At 63.8% G+C, this 16047-nt stretch carries 14 protein-coding genes and 1 pseudogene; 1 reads left to right on the plus strand and 14 read right to left on the minus strand.

Annotated elements, in window-relative coordinates:
• Positions 1-62 precede the first annotated feature (62 nt).
• The 14 genes and pseudogenes from J8I29_RS05610 to J8I29_RS05675 all read right to left on the minus strand — a co-directional run bounded on the left by J8I29_RS05610 (position 63) and on the right by J8I29_RS05675 (position 15010).
• Positions 63-416, minus strand: coding sequence for a DUF6867 family protein (locus J8I29_RS05610; protein ID WP_105862736.1), 354 nt, complete (start codon positions 414-416; stop codon positions 63-65).
• 1 nt (position 417) lies between these two features.
• The gene (locus J8I29_RS05615; RefSeq protein WP_105862737.1) at positions 418-1140 is read right to left on the minus strand and encodes an ABC transporter ATP-binding protein; all 723 of its coding nucleotides are present in this window, start codon (positions 1138-1140) and stop codon (positions 418-420) included.
• A 2-nt stretch (positions 1141-1142) separates the two neighbouring features.
• Positions 1143-2066: an ABC transporter ATP-binding protein gene (locus J8I29_RS05620; RefSeq protein WP_209430947.1), complete on the minus strand. Its 924-nt coding sequence runs from the start codon at positions 2064-2066 to the stop codon at positions 1143-1145.
• Between the two features lie 20 nt (positions 2067-2086).
• Positions 2087-3283: pseudogene (gene livM / locus J8I29_RS05625) on the minus strand (high-affinity branched-chain amino acid ABC transporter permease LivM); the annotation flags it as partial.
• A gap of 203 nt (positions 3284-3486) precedes the next feature.
• Complete coding sequence (locus J8I29_RS05630) at positions 3487-4440, minus strand: branched-chain amino acid ABC transporter permease LivH (protein WP_105862738.1); 954 nt, start codon at positions 4438-4440, stop codon at positions 3487-3489.
• Positions 4441-4871: 431 nt separating this feature from the next.
• Positions 4872-6488 (minus strand): molybdopterin-binding/glycosyltransferase family 2 protein, encoded by a 1617-nt coding sequence (locus J8I29_RS05635; RefSeq protein WP_209430884.1) that lies wholly within the window; start codon positions 6486-6488, stop codon positions 4872-4874.
• A 10-nt stretch (positions 6489-6498) separates the two neighbouring features.
• Positions 6499-7227 (minus strand): XdhC family protein, encoded by a 729-nt coding sequence (locus J8I29_RS05640; protein WP_209430885.1) that lies wholly within the window; start codon positions 7225-7227, stop codon positions 6499-6501.
• A 39-nt stretch (positions 7228-7266) separates the two neighbouring features.
• Complete coding sequence (locus J8I29_RS05645; protein WP_209430886.1) at positions 7267-7608, minus strand: XdhC family protein; 342 nt, start codon at positions 7606-7608, stop codon at positions 7267-7269.
• A 94-nt stretch (positions 7609-7702) separates the two neighbouring features.
• A complete protein-coding gene (locus tag J8I29_RS05650; RefSeq protein ID WP_209430887.1) occupies positions 7703-8920 on the minus strand; it encodes a VWA domain-containing protein in 1218 nt (405 codons plus the stop codon).
• A gap of 234 nt (positions 8921-9154) precedes the next feature.
• Positions 9155-10072: a MoxR family ATPase gene (locus J8I29_RS05655; RefSeq protein ID WP_105862743.1), complete on the minus strand. Its 918-nt coding sequence runs from the start codon at positions 10070-10072 to the stop codon at positions 9155-9157.
• A gap of 210 nt (positions 10073-10282) precedes the next feature.
• On the minus strand, positions 10283-10843 hold the full coding sequence (locus J8I29_RS05660) for an O-acetyl-ADP-ribose deacetylase (protein ID WP_209430949.1): 561 nt from the start codon (positions 10841-10843) through the stop codon (positions 10283-10285).
• 134 nt (positions 10844-10977) lie between these two features.
• The gene (locus J8I29_RS05665; RefSeq protein ID WP_105862744.1) at positions 10978-11775 is read right to left on the minus strand and encodes a xanthine dehydrogenase family protein subunit M; all 798 of its coding nucleotides are present in this window, start codon (positions 11773-11775) and stop codon (positions 10978-10980) included.
• Between the two features lie 122 nt (positions 11776-11897).
• Complete coding sequence (locus J8I29_RS05670; RefSeq protein ID WP_209430888.1) at positions 11898-14267, minus strand: xanthine dehydrogenase family protein molybdopterin-binding subunit; 2370 nt, start codon at positions 14265-14267, stop codon at positions 11898-11900.
• A gap of 248 nt (positions 14268-14515) precedes the next feature.
• Positions 14516-15010: a (2Fe-2S)-binding protein gene (locus J8I29_RS05675; protein ID WP_105862746.1), complete on the minus strand. Its 495-nt coding sequence runs from the start codon at positions 15008-15010 to the stop codon at positions 14516-14518.
• 414 nt (positions 15011-15424) lie between these two features.
• Between J8I29_RS05675 and J8I29_RS05680 the strand changes: the two genes are divergently transcribed.
• A complete protein-coding gene (locus J8I29_RS05680) occupies positions 15425-16027 on the plus strand; it encodes an exopolysaccharide biosynthesis protein (protein WP_105862748.1) in 603 nt (200 codons plus the stop codon).
• Positions 16028-16047: the final 20 nt, after the last annotated feature.

Below are 16047 nucleotides of genomic sequence, written 5' to 3' on the forward strand. Positions count from 1 at the left end.
AACGAGGCCGTCAGCCCAAGTTGCGCGTACAGCTCATCCGATTCCTTTGTGCCTGTATTCGATCATTCCGCGCTCGAGCGCGCGCTCCAGCCAAGCGCGCCTGATCGCTGGAACATCCAGCCATATTTGCCGACCATCTGCTTGGCGAGCCGGACGCGATAGGACACCAGGCCGATGAGCTGAATGATGACGAGATCGACGAAGAAATAATAGGGCGAGAACATGTTGCCGCCGAAAGGCGCCTGGTGGAGGAAGCGCACGCCCATGGTCAGGAGCACCAGATAGAAGAACAGGATCGGGTAGCGGCTCCAGGTCGAGGCACTGGCCTTGCCGGTCATCCAGGCCGCCCAGCCGCCCATCAGCAAGGTGACGAGCACGAAGACGAACAGCTTGTCTTCGTAGAGATAGGTTTCCATCTCAATGACCCCCTTCCAGATAGGCCGCGCGCACTTCGGGCCGGGCGAGCAGTTCCCTGCCGGTGCCGGACATGGTGATCTGGCCGTTGACCATGACATAGCCTCGATGCGCCAGGCGCAGCGCATGGAAGGCGTTCTGCTCGACGAGGAACACCGTCAGTTTCTGCGTCTCGTTGAGCACCCGCACCGCGTCGAAGATCTGCTTGACGATGAGGGGTGCCAAGCCGAGCGAAGGCTCGTCCAGCATCAGCAGGCGCGGCCGGCTCATCAGGGCGCGGGCGATCGCCAGCATTTGCTGTTCACCGCCCGAAAGCGTGCCGCCGCGCTGGCTGGCGCGCTCCTTCAGGCGCGGGAAGAGCGTGTACATGCGTTCCAGGTCTTCGGCGAAATGGGCATTGCCGTCGATCTCGGCTCCCATCTGCAGGTTTTCATAGACCGTCATGCGCTGGAAGATACGCCGTCCTTCGGGGGACTGGGCGATGCGCAGCCGGGCGATCTCATGCATCGGCATATGGGTGATGTCTTGCCCGTCGAACGAGATCGAACCGACACGGCATTTGGGAGAACCGAAGACCGTCATCATCAGGGTCGACTTGCCGGCGCCATTGGCGCCGATGATGGTGACGATCTCACCTTGGTTGATGTCGACATCGACACCTTTGAGAGCGTGGACCTGTCCGTAATAGGTGTGGACGCCGCGTACGGCCAGCAGGGGCGAGGACATGCTCAACTCTCCGTTTCCTCGTCGGTGCCGAGATAGGCGGCGATCACGGCAGGGTCGTTGCGGACCTGCTCGGGTGTGCCGTCCGAGATCTTGGTGCCGTAATTGAGCACCACCACATGATCCGAAATCTCCATGACCACGGACATGTCGTGCTCGATCAGGAGAAGAGAGGTGTCGTGATCGCTGCGGATCGTGCGCAGCAGCTTGTTGAGGTCGAGGCTTTCCCTAGGATTGAGACCGGCGGCCGGCTCGTCCAGGCACAGCAGGACCGGTTCGGTGCACATGGCGCGGGCGATCTCCAGGCGGCGCTGGTCGCCATAGGGAAGGCTGCCGGCGGGATCGTCGGCCCGTGCCATCAGGCCGGTCTTTTCGAGCCAGTATTTCGCCTTCTCGATCGCGGCCTTCTCGGCATGGCTATAGGTGGGCAGGCCGAGAATGCCGAAAACGGAGAAGCCCGACGCGCGCATCAGGTGGACATGCTGGGCAACCAGCAGGTTCTCCAGCACCGTCATGCCCGCGAAGAGGCGGATGTTCTGGAAGGTTCTGGCGACCTTCGCCTGACGGGAGACCATGAAGTCGGGCATGCGCTCGAGCAGGTAGAGCGTATCCTGGCCGTGGCTCAGCTTCTGCTGGGTGGTGGCGGTCAGGGCGTCGAATTCATCCCAGGCCGCTACCGAGCCGTGCCGCAGGCCGATCCGGCCTTCCGTCGGCTTGTAGAAGCCGGTGATGCAGTTGAACACCGTGGTCTTGCCGGCGCCGTTGGGGCCGATCAGGGCCGTAATGTCGCCCCGGCCGCAATTGAAGGAAACGGCGTTGACGGCAGTAAGGCCGCCGAACCGCATGGTCAGTTTCTCGACCTTGAGGATCGGGTCGCTGTGCCAGTGCTGCTCGGGATGGGCGTGCGAGGCGAGGGCGGGATCGATCATATCGTTGTTCTCGGGCGCGCTCATCCGTGACCTTCCTGTACCAGGGCGCCGGAGACGATCTTGCGTTCTTTGAGATAGACGGTGGGAGCACGGTTGGAAATGAGACCGCGCGGCTTCCACAACATCATCGAGACCATGGCGAGGCCGAAGATCATGGGGCGATACTGACTCGGGTCGAAGTCGGGCCCGAAGATCCACTTCATGAAAGTGAGCTCGCGCAGGATCTCCGAACCGCCGACCAGCAGGATCGCGGCCACGACCACGCCGAGGAGGCTGCCCGAACCGCCGAGCACCACGATCGCGAGCACCATCACCGATTCCTGGAACACGAAGCTTTCCGGATTGATGAAGCCCTGCTTGGCCGCGAAGAAGGCGCCGGCGAGGCCGCCGAACAAGGCGCCGCTGGCGAAGGCCGCGAGCTTGGTGGTGGTGGTGTTGATGCCGAGCGAGCGGCAGGCGATCTCGTTCTCGCGCAGGGCTTCCCAGGCGCGGCCGACCGGCAGCCTGCGCATGCGGCTGGTGATGTAAGCCGTCATCACCGCCAGAATGAGGATGACATAGTAGAAGAAGATCTTGCCATGGATCGGCGAGAAGGCGAGGTCGAAGGTCTTGGCGAAACCGTTCGGACCGGCCGTGAAGGGAATGCCGAAGAAGGTGGGGGGCTTGATCGAGGTGATGCCGTCATTGCCGTGCGTGAAGGATTTCCAGTTCACCAGCACGCTGCGGATGATTTCGCCGAAGGCAAGGGTGACCAGCGCGAGATAGTCGCCGCGCAGGCGCAGCACGGGAAAGCCGAGAATGATACCCCAGAGCGCGGCGAGGAAACCCGCGATCGGCAGGCATTCCCAGAAGGTCATGCCGTAATAGACCGATAGCAGCGCATAGGAATAGGCGCCGACCGCATAGAAGGCGACATAGCCCAGGTCGAGCAGGCCAGCCATGCCGACCACGATGTTCAACCCCCAGCCCAGCATGATGTAGATCATGATCTGGATGCCGTAGGTGTCGATCCACTTCAGCGAGCCCTTGTCGCCGAGAGCGAACAGCATCACCAGCGGGAAGACGACGGCGAGCCCGGCACCGAACCACATCACCCAGGGCGACATGCCGATGCGCGTCATCGTCTGGGCGAATTTGGAGGGCGTCTTGTGTTCGGGGCGTTGCGGGCGCAGCAGCACGAACAGACGGATCGCCAGGATGAGGCCGACGATCACGGCGGTGGTGATCAGGCCGCCGAAGCGCTTGCCGAAGGCGAAGTCGGGGTTGAGGAAGTTCAGGCGGAAGCTGTTGGTGGCCTGGTCGGAATAGGTCGTCAGTCCCACCACCGGCAGGAACATGCAGGTGGAGACCACGGCCCAGAAGATGAGATCCTTGAACAGGTCAGCCGGTGAAATGCGGGTGGTGCCGGTCGCGGCCATGATCACACCTTCTCCACTTCGGGGCGTCCCAACAGGCCTTGCGGCATGAAGATCAGCGTGATGGCGAGCACGGAGAACACCGCGACGTCGCGGTAGGCCGCAACGTCACCTTCGAAGGATCCCTCCCACAGTTTCTCGATCAGGCCGATCAGCATGCCGCCGAGCACCGCGCCAGGCAGGGAGCCGATGCCGCCGAGCACCGCGGCGGTGAAGGCCTTGACGCCGGGCACGAAACCGTCCCGGAAGTTCACGGAACCGTAGAGCACCAGGAACATCAGGCCGGCGACGGCAGCCAGGGCCGCGCCCATGATGAAGGTGATCGAAATAGTGCGGTCGACGTCGACGCCCAGCAGGGCGGCCATCTTGCGATCCTGCTCGCAGGCGCGCTGGGCGCGGCCGAGCGAGGTGCGGGAGACGATGTACCAGAAGACCGCCAGCAGCACGGCCGTGGTGACGAAGATCAGGATGGCCTTGAGCGAGAGCGAGGCGTCCATGGCGCGCCCATCCGAGGCGACCTCCGACCAGATCTGATATTTGGCGCTGAGGGCGGCGTCCACGGCATGGGGGATTGCCTTGGATTCGGCACCCTGGCTGACCTGCACGAAATTCGACAGGGCCATGGAGACGCCGATGGCGGAAATCAGGGGAGCAAGTCGGAACGAGCCGCGCAGGGGACGATAGGCGATGCGCTCGATGGCCCAGTTCCAGATACTGGTGAGGACCATGCCGATTGCCATCACCGCCAGCAAAGCCACGATGACCGACGAAAGTCCAAGCAAGGTGACCAGGATCACGAAACAGATGAACGCGATGATCGCGGAGAGCATGAACAGGTCGCCGTGGGCGAAGTTGACCATGCCGATGATGCCGAACACCATCGTGTAACCTACGGCGATAAGACCATATAGCGATCCTACCGCCAGCCCGTTGATGAGCTGCTGTAAAAACTCTGCCATCGTCTACAAACTTTCCCCTCTGTCGACGCCGTCCTTGCTTCTCCTGGCCCCCTTTGGCGGGATTTTTGCCTAAGAGACAGGCAGTCATTCGACGATTTCCTGTCATAGCAAGCGCTTTGCAAACTGACAATCACCGCGGCGGTCCCGAAGGCGAAGTTTCTGGAAATCACGAAATATTTATGCAGCTCGGCGAATTTTTTAGCGCCGGCTGACGCTTGAAGCGCCAATTCTCAGCCAGTAACGCCCAAAAAACGATTTAAAGGCTGAATGGCTCCAGTCGAGCAAACGTGTAACGCCTGTTAGATTTCGTCTGGATCCCCACAAAAATTTCGATTGCCATACTATCCTTCATCAGGGGAAAGAATGTTGCTGAATAATTGCGCACATCCCCTGCGCACGAAAGTTGCGCTACCGGGCGGAGCAACAAAATATCACGTCCGGAGTTGTCGCAATTGCGCGAGCGCCTCCTTCGTGTCGACATCGAAGCTGGAGGCCCTCGAAGAGACGGGAATTTCCACAATCGCGTCGCTGTTCGCCTTGAGAATCTGCCGGCCACCGGCGTCGCCCTCGATGGCCTGCAATTCGTCGAAGAATCGGCGCGCCCAGATCACCGGATTGCCGCGCTGCCCTTCGGTAACCGGGAGAACGATGAGGGCGCCCTTGTCCGGTTCGAAGGCCGATATCAGCCGGTCCAATAGGGCGGCGTCCACCAGCGGCATGTCGCCAAGCGCGATCAGGGCGGCGTCGCATTCGGTGGGGAGGGCCGCAATGGCGGCGCGCACGGAGGTCGAGAGGCCCTCGGCGAAGTCCGGATTGTGCACGAAGGAGACGGCCAGCCCTGCCAGGGCAGCGCGGACCTCGGCCTGCTGATGGCCGGTGACCACCGTGACCGAGTTTGCTCTGCTGGCGAGCGCCGCTTCCACGGCGTGGCGGACGAGCGGCTTGCCGGCATAGTCCTCCAGAAGCTTGTTCGGCCCGCCCATCCGCGTGGAACGGCCTGCCGCCAGGACGATGGCGGCGACGGAAGGAGGGGTCTCGCCCGTCTTCCCGGCGGCGGCACGGGGCTGGGGGCGGCTGACGATCTCCATCAGCAGGCCGCCGACGCCGAGGCCGACGATATCACCGCGCGTGACTGGCAGGCCGGCCAGCAGGCGATGCAGGATCCAGTCGAAGCCGTTCTCCTTGGGCGAGCGCGCGCAGCCTGGCGCCCCCAGCACCGACATGGCGCCGGAGCGCCCCAGCAGCAGAAGATTGCCGGGATCGACCGGCATGCCGAAATGTTCGACCGCGCCACCCGAAATTTCGATGGCGGCGGGGATGACATCGCGCCGGTCGGCGATGGCCGAGGCTCCGAAGATGATGGTGAGATCGGCCTCCGCCGCCTTGGCGCGGTCGAGCGCGAGCGCCAGCTCCCGGGCCTGATGCGGCACTCTTTCGTCCAGGATGAGCCTGGCCCCAGCCGGCGCCAGGCGCTCCTTCAGGACCTGCAGCGTGCGGGCGATCACGCTTTCCTTGAGCCCGGGAAGCAAGGTGGAGATCGCCGCGACCTTGAGCGGACGAAAAGGGGCGACCCGGATGATCGGGGCGCCCAGGCCGGCGAGGGCGTGCTCGAAGGTGGGCGCCTCCACGGCAAAGGGAATGATCTTGACGGTTGCGATCATTTCGCCGGCCTTGACTGGATCGAAGGCAGGCAGGGTCGCGAAGGTGATGCTCTCGTCGATGGCGTTCACCCGGTCAACGCCGTCACGGTCGATTACCAGCACGCCGGCGTGCTCGGCGAACAGATTGGCCCGGCCGGTGAACGGTTCGGCCACGCGTACGCCTTCACCCCCCAACCGGGCGGCAATACGCTCGGCGGCGATATCCTCTCCGACATCGCCGGGATCGAGCCTGGCGATGACGATGGACTCGACCCTCTCCCGGCGCAGCGCTTCGATTTCGGCCGGCCCGATATGCGTGCCCTTCTTGAGGACGAGCCCACCCTTGCGGATCGAATGGACGGCAACGCCGCCCAGGGCCTGATCGATAGAAATCTCGCCGAAAAACATGGAGCTATAGTCACCTGTAACAGGGTTTGGGCGGAGCAGGCGGCCTGGGTTGCTTCTCGCCGCTTTCCAGCCGAAGCGCGGCCGTGATCTCGGCCATGATCGAGACGGCAATCTCGGCCGGACTGATGGCGCCGATATCGAGGCCGATAGGCGCATGGATACGCGCCAGCGCCGCCTCGTCGACCCCGGCCTCGTTCAATCGTTCGATGCGGCGCGCATGTGTCCTGCGCGAACCCAGCGCCCCCACATAGAAGCAGTTGCGTTCGAGCGCATGCTGCAGGGCCCCGTCATCGATCTTGGGATCGTGGGTCAGCGCGACGAAGGCTGTGTAGCGGTCGATCCCGAGCGGCGGCAAAGCGACATCAGGCCATTCGGCGAGCAATGTCACGCCGGGAAAGCGCTCGGGCGTGGCAAAGGCGGTGCGCGGGTCGATGATGACGGGATCATGGCCGACGAGGCGGGCGAGGGGGGCCAGGGCCTGGCTGATATGGACGGCGCCGATCATCACCAGCCGTACCGGTGGGACGTGGACGGTGATGAAATGGCGCCTCCCGTCCTGCTCGACCGTGGCGGAGCGCCCCTGACGCAATTGCTGCGACAGCATGGAGGCGAGCGGATCGGCCGGGATTCCGCTTTCCTCGACTAGGCGTTCCTCGCCGGTGTCGAGATCGGTGACGAGGAGGACGGCCCTGCGGGCGGCCTTGGCCTGGTTGAGGGCCTGGAGAGTGGCAAGTTTCATGGCGGAGCCTGCAAGAAGGGGGAGGGAGGAAGGCGGCCTTCAGTCCAGTTTCTCGACATAGACCCGGATGGTGCCGCCGCAGGACAAGCCGACCCGCCAGGCGGTCTCGTCGGCGACGCCGAATTCAATGAGGCGCGGCTTACCCTCCCGAATGACCTCTAGTGCTTCGGTGACGACGGCACCTTCGACGCATCCGCCCGAAACCGAGCCGAGAAAATTGCCGTCCTCATCGATGACGAGGTTCGAGCCCGTCGGGCGCGGGGCCGAACCCCAGGTCTCCACCACGGTGGCGATGGCGACGCCCTTGCCATGTTCCCGCCATTGCTGGGCGCTGGCAAGGATGTCGGTGTCGGATGCGAAATTACTGGCAGTATCGCTCATCGAAATTGCTCCTTGAAACGAGGCCTAGCACGATAGTCGCGTTTGTCCGGAATCTCGGAGGCTGACACTCCAAGGCACCGTTCGCCGGTCCTTCTCAACCAACGCGTTTTAACCAGCTCCTGGGATCGGCAGCGGCATCGGCTCTGCGGTCGAGGGCCTTGACCAGATCGCCCATGCTCCTGAGATTGTGAATGGTTCTGAATTCGTCAACATGCGGCAGCATGGCTTTGATGCCCGCCGCCCGCGCTTCGAAGGCGTCGAAGCGCAGCAGGGGATTGAGCCAGATCAGGCGGCGGCAGGAGCGATGCAGCCGGTCGAGTTCCTTGGCGAGGCCGGGATCGACCTGGCGCTCCAGCCCGTCCGTGATCAGCAGCACAGTGGCGCCCTGGCCGAGCACGCGGCGCGACCAATCCTTGTTGAAGCGCTCCAGGCAATGGGCGATGCGGGTGCCGCCGTCCCAATCCTTGACGGCGCGGGAAGCATGCTCAAGCGCCTCGTCGGGGTCTCGCGTCCGCAGCGACCGGGTGATGTTGGTCAGCCGGGTGGCGAAGACGAAGGCGTGCACGCGCCGGCCCTTTTCCGAGATCGCGTGCAGGAAATGCAGAAACAGGCGGGAATAGTCCGCCATGGAGCCGGATATGTCACAAAGCGCCACCAGGGGCGGGTGCTTCTCGCCGGCCTGGCGGTAGGCGATGGTGACGAGGTCGCCGCCGCTGCGCATGGCAGCCCTGAGTGTCCGCCTGAGGTCGATGACCTCGCTGCCGCCGGGCCTGAGGCGGCGCGTCGGCTGGATGTCGAAGGGCAGGCGCAGTTCCGCCATTTCCTTCTTGGCGGCGGCGATCTCCTCCGCGGTCATCTGGGCGAAATCCCGCTCCTTGAGGATCTCGCGCTCGGACATGGTCAAGCGCGCGTCGAACTCGACGAGCTTCTTCTCCTCCACCTCGCGCGGCGGTTCCTTGTAGAAGGCGTCGTTGACGCGCTGCGCGCCGGCCTTGGGCTTGGGCGGTTCCTTCATGGCCACCGCCTGGGGCGACATCATGGCGATGAGTTTCTCGGTCAAGGCGCGCTGACGCCAGAACAGCTCGAAGGCCTGGCGAAACAGCAGCGATTGTTCGTGCCGCGTGACGAAGACGCTATGCAATGTCCAGTAGAAATCCTGCTTGGCGCCAAGGCCTGCCGTTTCCACTGCCCGGATGGCATCGAGCACGCTGGCCGGGCCGACCGGCAGGCCGGTGTCGCGCAGCAGCCGGCCGAAATAGGCGATGTTGTCGGCAAGGCGGCCGAGATTGGGGGAACTGGCGTCGATTGTCATTGGCACATGCCATTTCGGACGAAGACGCGCCGTTTACCCTCCCCTCGATGGGGTCGGTCATTCCTCTTGAATTGCCTGGGGTCGACACGAAGTGTCGGGGTGGGGTGACTTCGCAATAAAGTGGTCGTCATCCCCACAGCCCGAGCGTTTCCACCCCACCGCGGCCTTTCAGGCCGACCCTCCCCATCGAGGGGAGGGTAAAGGGGTCGCATCCACCGCCCGAAATTGCCTGTTTCAACCATGCGCCTGCGCCCCGGCCTTGACGCTGTCGATCAGCCTCTTGGCCTGGCTACCGGAGAGGCGGGCAATGTCGTCCTGATATTTCAGGAGCACGCCAAGCGTATCGGAGACGAGGGCGGGATCGAGCGCCACGGCATCGAGCTCGGTCAGGGCCGTGGCCCAATCCAGCATCTCGGCGACCCCTGGGGACTTGAACAGGTCCTCGCGGCGCAGCGCCTGCACGAAGCCGACCAGCTCCCGCGACAGCTTGGCCGGCACATGCGGCACCTTGCGGCGCAGGATCTCGAGTTCGTTCTCGGCGCTGGGATAGTCGACCCAGTGATAGAGGCAGCGCCTCTTGAGGGCGTCATGGATCTCGCGGGTGCGGTTGGAGGTGATCACCACGATGGGCGGGGATTCCGCCTTTACCGTGCCGAATTCGGGAATGGTGACCTGAAAATCCGAAAGGACCTCCAGGAGATAGGCCTCGAAGGCCTCGTCGGTACGGTCGAGTTCGTCGATCAGCAGGATCGGTGCGCCGCCTGCCTGGGGGCGTACCGCCTCCAAGATGGGCCGGGCGATCAGGAAGCGTTCGGAGAAGAGATCGGAGCTCAGACTGGCGCGGTCGACGCCGCCGCCGGCCTCGGCCAGGCGGATCTCGATCATCTGCGCCATGGTGTTCCATTCGTACACCGCCGAGGCGATGTCGAGGCCCTCATAGCATTGCAGGCGGATCAGGGGGCGCCCCAGCGTCGCCGACAGCACCTTGGCGATCTCGGTCTTGCCCACGCCGGCTTCCCCTTCCAGGAAGAGCGGGCGACCCATGCGCAAGGCGAGGAACAACACGGTGGCAAGGTCGCGCCCGGCCACGTAATCGGCTTTGGCGAGTAGGGCGGCGGTCTCGTCGATGGAAGCGGGAAGGGGGGCGGGCAAGGCAAACTCCTGAAATCTGCAGGCACTATAGGGCGAGTCCCTGCCAAGCGGAATTTCTCGATAGCCAACGGACTGGCGATCTCAAGAAACGCCGCAAGTATTTGAGATCCCGCGGAGTTCTCCTGGCCGAGCCCTCGCCTCGGTCAGGAGAACTCTGCACGGGCAAAGCAAAGCTGGAGGAGATTTGCTTCTGCCTGCCGGCGCCGGAAGTCAGAAGGGGGCAAGACCCGCATCGAGGAAGGCTTGGCGATAATGAGTCGCCGTGCCCGCATCGAAACAGCAGAACACGACGAGTGAAGGAGGGCTCGGCAACAGCGGCAGAGTATCGGTGACGGTCGCGACGGCGATAGTGGCCGCCTCGTCCGCCGGATACCGATAGATTCCGGTGGAGATGGCCGGAAAGGCGATCGAGGTAATGGCGTTGGCAGAGGCCACTTCTAGGCTGCGCCGATAGCAGGAGGCAAGCTTGTCGGCCTCTCCCTGGGCCCCGCCGTTGAAGACCGGGCCGACGGTGTGGATGACGTGGCGGGCCGGCAGCCGGTACCCCCCGGTAATCTTGGCGTCGCCCACCTTGCAGCCATTCAGCGTGCGGCACTCGGCCACCAGGTCCGGCCCGGCAGCGCGGTGAATGGCGCCGTCAACGCCGCCGCCGCCCAGCAGGGAGGTATTGGCGGCATTGACGATGGCATCCACCTCGAGCGTGGTGATGTTGGCGACGAGCACCGTTAGACGGGTCTTGGCCAGGTCGGTGGAGAATTCGTCTTCGGGCATCATCCTTGGCTCGCAGGCATCCCTGCCTGCTCTTTCTCGGGATGGGCGGAGCGTTCCCAGGAGCAGCCACCGCGCGACATGCGCATGTCGCTGACAGGCCTGCGATTCCAGGAAGGCTCGCGCCCTGGGTTACCTCACTTTGCGGCTGCGACGGCCCGCTTGGTCAGCACGCCGATCAGGTGGGCGCGGTAGTCTGCGCTGGCATGAATATCGCCGTTGAGCCCCTTTGCCGAAAGGCTCACCCCGTCGAGCGATTTGGCATGGAAGCGCGACGACAGGGCTTCTTCCGCCTTGGTATGGCGGAACACGCCGTCGGAGCCGGCGCCGGTGACGGCGACGCGCACGGAACTCCCCTTCTTGGCCACGAACACGCCGACGAGCGCGTAGCGCGAAGCAGGATTGGGGAATTTCTGATAGGCCGCCTTGGCCGGAATGGGGAAGGAGATCTTGGTGATGATCTCGCCTTCCTCCAGCGCGGTGTCGAACAGGCCGGTGAAAAATTCGTCGGCCGGAATCTTGCGCTTGTTGGTGATGATGGTGGCGTTGAGGGCGAGGGCCGCCGCCGGATAATCGGCCGCCGGATCGTTGTTGGCGAGCGAGCCGCCGATGGTGCCGCGCGAACGTACCGCCGGATCGCCGATCATGCCGGCGAGAGCGGCAAGCGCCGGGATGGCTTCGCCGACCGTGGCGCTCGCCGCCACTTCGCCATGCGGGGTGGTGGCGCCGATGATGAGGTTGCGCCCCTTCACCTCGATGCCGCTGAGGCCCTCGATCTTGGTGAGGTCGATCAGGGTGGTGGGGCTGGCGAGGCGCTGCTTCATGGTCGGCAGCAAGGTGTGCCCGCCGGCGAGCAGTTTGGCGTCCTCCGCCTTGGCGAGGGCGGCGATGGCGCCGCGGACGGAGGTTGGGCGCTGATAGGTAAAGGGATACATGGGTGGCTCCCGGTTGAATTGGGGAGCGGGTCTTCAGACCCGCCCAGTTCTTATTGCTTGGAGGTTCCAGCCGGGTCCTGCTCCATCGGCATGCCGATGGAAGTGAGAAGACCCGCCCTCCGTCATTCCGCGGCTTTCCTGCCCTTGGCAGCACGCTGCACGGCGTTCCACACCACCTGGGGCGATGCCGGCATGGCAATGTCCTCAATGCCGATGGCGTCCGTGATGGCATTCATCACAGCCGGCGGCGCCGCAATCGCACCTGCCTCGCCGCAGCCCTTGATGCCGAGCGGATTGGAGGGGCAGGTGGTCTTGGTCATGCCGACATTGAAGGAGGGCAGGTCGTCCGCGCGCGGCATGCAGTAATCCATGAAGGAAGCCGTCAGGAGTTGGCCCTCCTTGTCGTAGACCGCGCCCTCGAGCAGGGCCTGGCCGACGCCCTGGGCGATGCCGCCATGCACCTGGCCTTCGACGATCATCGGGTTGATCAGCTCGCCGAAATCGTCCACCGCCGTCCAGCGTGCGATGGTGGTGACGCCGGTATCGGGATCGATCTCGACTTCGCAGATATGCACGCCCGCCGGGAAGGTAAAGTTGGTGGGATCGTAGAACGCACCCTCCTTGAGGCCGGGCTCGAGGTCCTGGCCGGAGAATTTGTGCGCGATATAGGCCTGCAGCGCCACTTCGCCAAAGGCCAGCCCTTTGTCGGTGCCGGCCACCGAGAAGCGTCCATCCTTGAACTCGATGTCGCCCTCGGACGCTTCCAGCACGTAGGAGACGACCTTCTTGCCCTTGGCGATGATCTTGTCGACCGCCTTGACGATGGCCGACATGCCGACCGCGCCGGAGCGCGAGCCATAGGTGCCCATGCCGAACTGCACCTTGTCGGTATCGCCATGCACCACGGCGACCGAGTCGATGGGAATGCCGAGCCGGTCCGAAACCAACTGGGCGAAGGTGGTCTCGTGGCCCTGGCCATGGCTGTGCGAGCCCGTCAGCACCTCGACGGTGCCGATCGGATTGACGCGGATTTCCGCCGATTCCCACAGGCCGACGCCGGCGCCGAGAGAGCCGACCGCCTGGGAGGGCGCGATGCCGCAGGCCTCGATATAGGCCGAATAGCCCAGGCCCCTGAGCTTGCCGGCCCGCTCGGAAGCCCGACGGCGGGCGCCGAAGCCCTTGACGTCGTGCAGCTCCATCGCCTTGTCGAGCGAAGCGTTATAGTCGCCGGCGTCATAGGTCATGATCACCGGGGTCTGATGCGGGAAGGACTTCACGAAGTTCTTCTTGCGGAACTTGGCCGGATCGAGACCGAGTTCGCGTGCCGCCACCTCGACCAGGCGCTCGACCACGAAGGTCGCCTCCGGCCGCCCGGCGCCGCGATAGGCGTCGACCGGAGCGGTGTTGGTGTAGACGCCGTCGACCTCGGCATAGATGGCCGGGATGTCATATTGGCCTGACAGCAGCGGCGCGTAGAGATAGGTGGGCACGCTGGAGGAGAAGGTCGAAAGATAGGCGCCGAGATTGGCGATGGTATGGACGCGCAGGCCCGTGATCTTGTTGTTGGCGTCGATCGCGAGTTCGGCATGGGTGACGTGATCGCGGCCATGGGCATCGGCCAGGAAGGCCTCGGTGCGGTCCCCGGTCCATTTCACCGGGCGGCCGATGCGCTTGGCGGCCCACACGCACACCGTCTCTTCGGCATAGATGAAGATCTTGGAGCCGAAGCCGCCGCCGACATCGGGGGCGATCACGCGCAGCTTGTGCTCGGGCGCGATGCCGATGAAGGCCGAGAGCACCAGCCGGGCGACATGCGGGTTCTGCGAGGTGGTGTAGAGCGTATAGGCCTCGTTGCCGGCGTCATAGTCGCCGACGGCGGCACGCGGCTCGATGGCGTTGGGCACCAGGCGATTGTTGAGGATGTCGAGCCTGGTGATGTGCTTGGCTGCCTTGAAGGCGGCATCGGAGGCGGCCTTGTCGCCAAGATGCCATTGGAACACCGTGTTGTTCTCGGCCTCGGCGTGAACCTGGGGGGCGTCCTTGGCCTGGGTCTTGGCGGTATCGACGCTGGCCGCCAGCACGTCATAGGTGACATTGATGGCTTCGGCGCCGTCCTTGGCCTGTGCCAGGGTCTCGGCGAGCACCACGGCGACATGGTCGCCGACATAGCGCACCTTGCCCTGGGCCAGTGCCGGATGGGCCCCGGCCTTCATCGGCGTGCCGTCCTTGGAGTGGATCATCCAGCCGCAGATCAGGCCACCGATCTTGTCCTGCGCCAAATCCTCGCCGGTGAGGATCTCGATGACACCCGGCAGCTTGCGGGCCGCGCTGATGTCGATCGATTTGATCGCCGCATGGGCATGCGGCGAGCGCAGGAAATAGGCATGGGCCTGACCCGGGCGATTGATATCGCCGGTATAATTGCCCTTGCCGGTGATGAAGCGGAAATCCTCCTTGCGGCGCACCGGTGCGCCAACGCCTGTGGCGTTCATGTCGTTCTCTCCCCTGGAGCACAGCGCGTTCATGCGTGAACGCTTGTCTGCTCGAATTCGCTGTTTCGACGTCTTTGGTATTTGACGCGATTTCCTCGCATCGCAAAACGCTATGGGATTGGAATAATCCCCGGCAAACAAAGGCTTCGCCGAGAGAGTCGATGGAAAGATCGAAGTCCGGAGTGGCGGTCGCGAGTGCTCGTGGGCTGCCACGAACGGGTAGGGCGACACATTCCGGGAGAGAGTGGCTATTCGGCCGCCTGCAGGGTTTCGCCCTCGGTCATGGCCTTGGCCCCTGCCGCGACCGCCTTGACGATGTTGTGATAGCCCGTGCAGCGACAGATGTTGCCTTCCAGCTCATGGCGGATGGTCGCCTCGTCGAGGTCGCCGCCGAGCCGGTCGACCATGGCGACCGAGGTCATGATCATGCCGGGCGTGCAGAAGCCGCATTGCAGGCCGTGATTGTCGCGGAAGGCTTCCTGCATCGGATGCAGCTGGCCGTTATTGGCCAGGCCCTCGATGGTGGTCACCGAGCTGCCGCTGACCTGGACCGCGAGGGCGGTGCAGGATTTGACGGCCTTGCCGTCAATATGCACCACGCAGGCACCGCACTGGCTGGTATCGCAGCCGACATGGGTGCCGGTGAGCCTGAGGTGCTCACGCAGAAATTCGACAAGCAAAGTACGCGGATCAATATCAGCCGTAATTTCCCGTCCATTGACGAGAAGCGAAACGGAAGCCATGGGGTCCTCCAACCGGTTCGCGATCTGTCGTCCCCTCTGCGTTCGCCGCCATTCATTGGCGGTCTGAACGGGAGACTCTCATGCAGCAGATCGGAATAATTCCAGTCTGGACCCCCGTTTTTCGGTGGTCAAGTGACAAGCTTGAAAAGTTGAGGGTCGTTTTTGCGGGGTTTTTCGCGATTTTTGCGATTTTTCGAACAAAGCTGGAGAAGGAGCCTGCGACAAGTCAGCACGACCTTCGGGGTCTTGCGATGCAGCATGCAATGTTGTGCTGCACAGGGAACTATGCGGCAAAAGCACAACACCTATCCGCAAATGCCACGCCCTGTTTGGCGTTCGGCAGCACAATCATCTCGAAATTGTCGCAGAGTCTCACTATAAGCCCGGCAAGGATCCCCACGAGTCAGCTTAATTTTGGAACCGCGTAACCCCAGAACATCCGAACTCCTTGCGGCGATTGCCTCGGCGGAAGGAGAGGAGCGCATTTATTTCGGCGACCTGACGGCCGCCATGCGCAACCGCGCCTTCGGTATCCTGTTCCTGCTGTTCGGCATACCCAACTGCCTGCCGATGCCGCCGGGCATCCCGGTGATCTGCGGCATCATCGTCGCCCTCATCGCGGCCCAGATGGTGATGGGGCGCGATAATCTGTGGCTGCCGCAATTCCTGGCCAAGCGCAGCTTCGCCCGCAAGGATCTGCAGCGCATCGTCACCAAGGCGGAACCCTGGATCCAGTGGGTCGAGCGTTTCGCCAAGCCGCGCCTGCACCTGTTCGCGGATGCCCGTTCCCGGCGGATCGTGGGTATCGTCGCGCTCGTGCTGGGCCTGGCCCTGCTGCTGCCCATCCCGATCATCGGCAACATCCCGCTCGGCATTCCCATCTGCATTCTTGGCCTCGGACTGGTCGAGCGCGACGGCGCCGTCATCCTGGCTGGCTATATCGCCACCAGCGTGGGTTTGTTGATCACGGCCGGGCTCGGCTATCTCATTTTCCAGGGCGCCCTGGCGATCTTCTGAGGCGCGCGGCAGCGACAGTC

This window comes from Labrys sp. LIt4 (assembly GCF_017813775.1).
Lineage (GTDB): Bacteria > Pseudomonadota > Alphaproteobacteria > Rhizobiales > Labraceae > Labrys > Labrys okinawensis_A.

Excerpts from the sequence above, each read along its gene's own strand:
- J8I29_RS05610 (WP_105862736.1), bottom strand. The coding sequence starts at position 416 with ATGGAAACCTATCTCTACGAAGACAAGCTGTTCGTCTTCGTGCTCGTC.
- J8I29_RS05615 (WP_105862737.1), bottom strand. The coding sequence starts at position 1,140 with ATGTCCTCGCCCCTGCTGGCCGTACGCGGCGTCCACACCTATTACGGA.
- J8I29_RS05620 (WP_209430947.1), bottom strand. The coding sequence starts at position 2,066 with ATGATCGATCCCGCCCTCGCCTCGCACGCCCATCCCGAGCAGCACTGG.
- J8I29_RS05630 (WP_105862738.1), bottom strand. The coding sequence starts at position 4,440 with ATGGCAGAGTTTTTACAGCAGCTCATCAACGGGCTGGCGGTAGGATCG.
- J8I29_RS05635 (WP_209430884.1), bottom strand. The coding sequence starts at position 6,488 with ATGTTTTTCGGCGAGATTTCTATCGATCAGGCCCTGGGCGGCGTTGCC.
- J8I29_RS05640 (WP_209430885.1), bottom strand. The coding sequence starts at position 7,227 with ATGAAACTTGCCACTCTCCAGGCCCTCAACCAGGCCAAGGCCGCCCGC.
- J8I29_RS05645 (WP_209430886.1), bottom strand. The coding sequence starts at position 7,608 with ATGAGCGATACTGCCAGTAATTTCGCATCCGACACCGACATCCTTGCC.
- J8I29_RS05650 (WP_209430887.1), bottom strand. The coding sequence starts at position 8,920 with ATGACAATCGACGCCAGTTCCCCCAATCTCGGCCGCCTTGCCGACAAC.
- J8I29_RS05660 (WP_209430949.1), bottom strand. The coding sequence starts at position 10,843 with ATGCCCGAAGACGAATTCTCCACCGACCTGGCCAAGACCCGTCTAACG.
- J8I29_RS05665 (WP_105862744.1), bottom strand. The coding sequence starts at position 11,775 with ATGTATCCCTTTACCTATCAGCGCCCAACCTCCGTCCGCGGCGCCATC.
- J8I29_RS05670 (WP_209430888.1), bottom strand. The coding sequence starts at position 14,267 with ATGAACGCCACAGGCGTTGGCGCACCGGTGCGCCGCAAGGAGGATTTC.
- J8I29_RS05675 (WP_105862746.1), bottom strand. The coding sequence starts at position 15,010 with ATGGCTTCCGTTTCGCTTCTCGTCAATGGACGGGAAATTACGGCTGAT.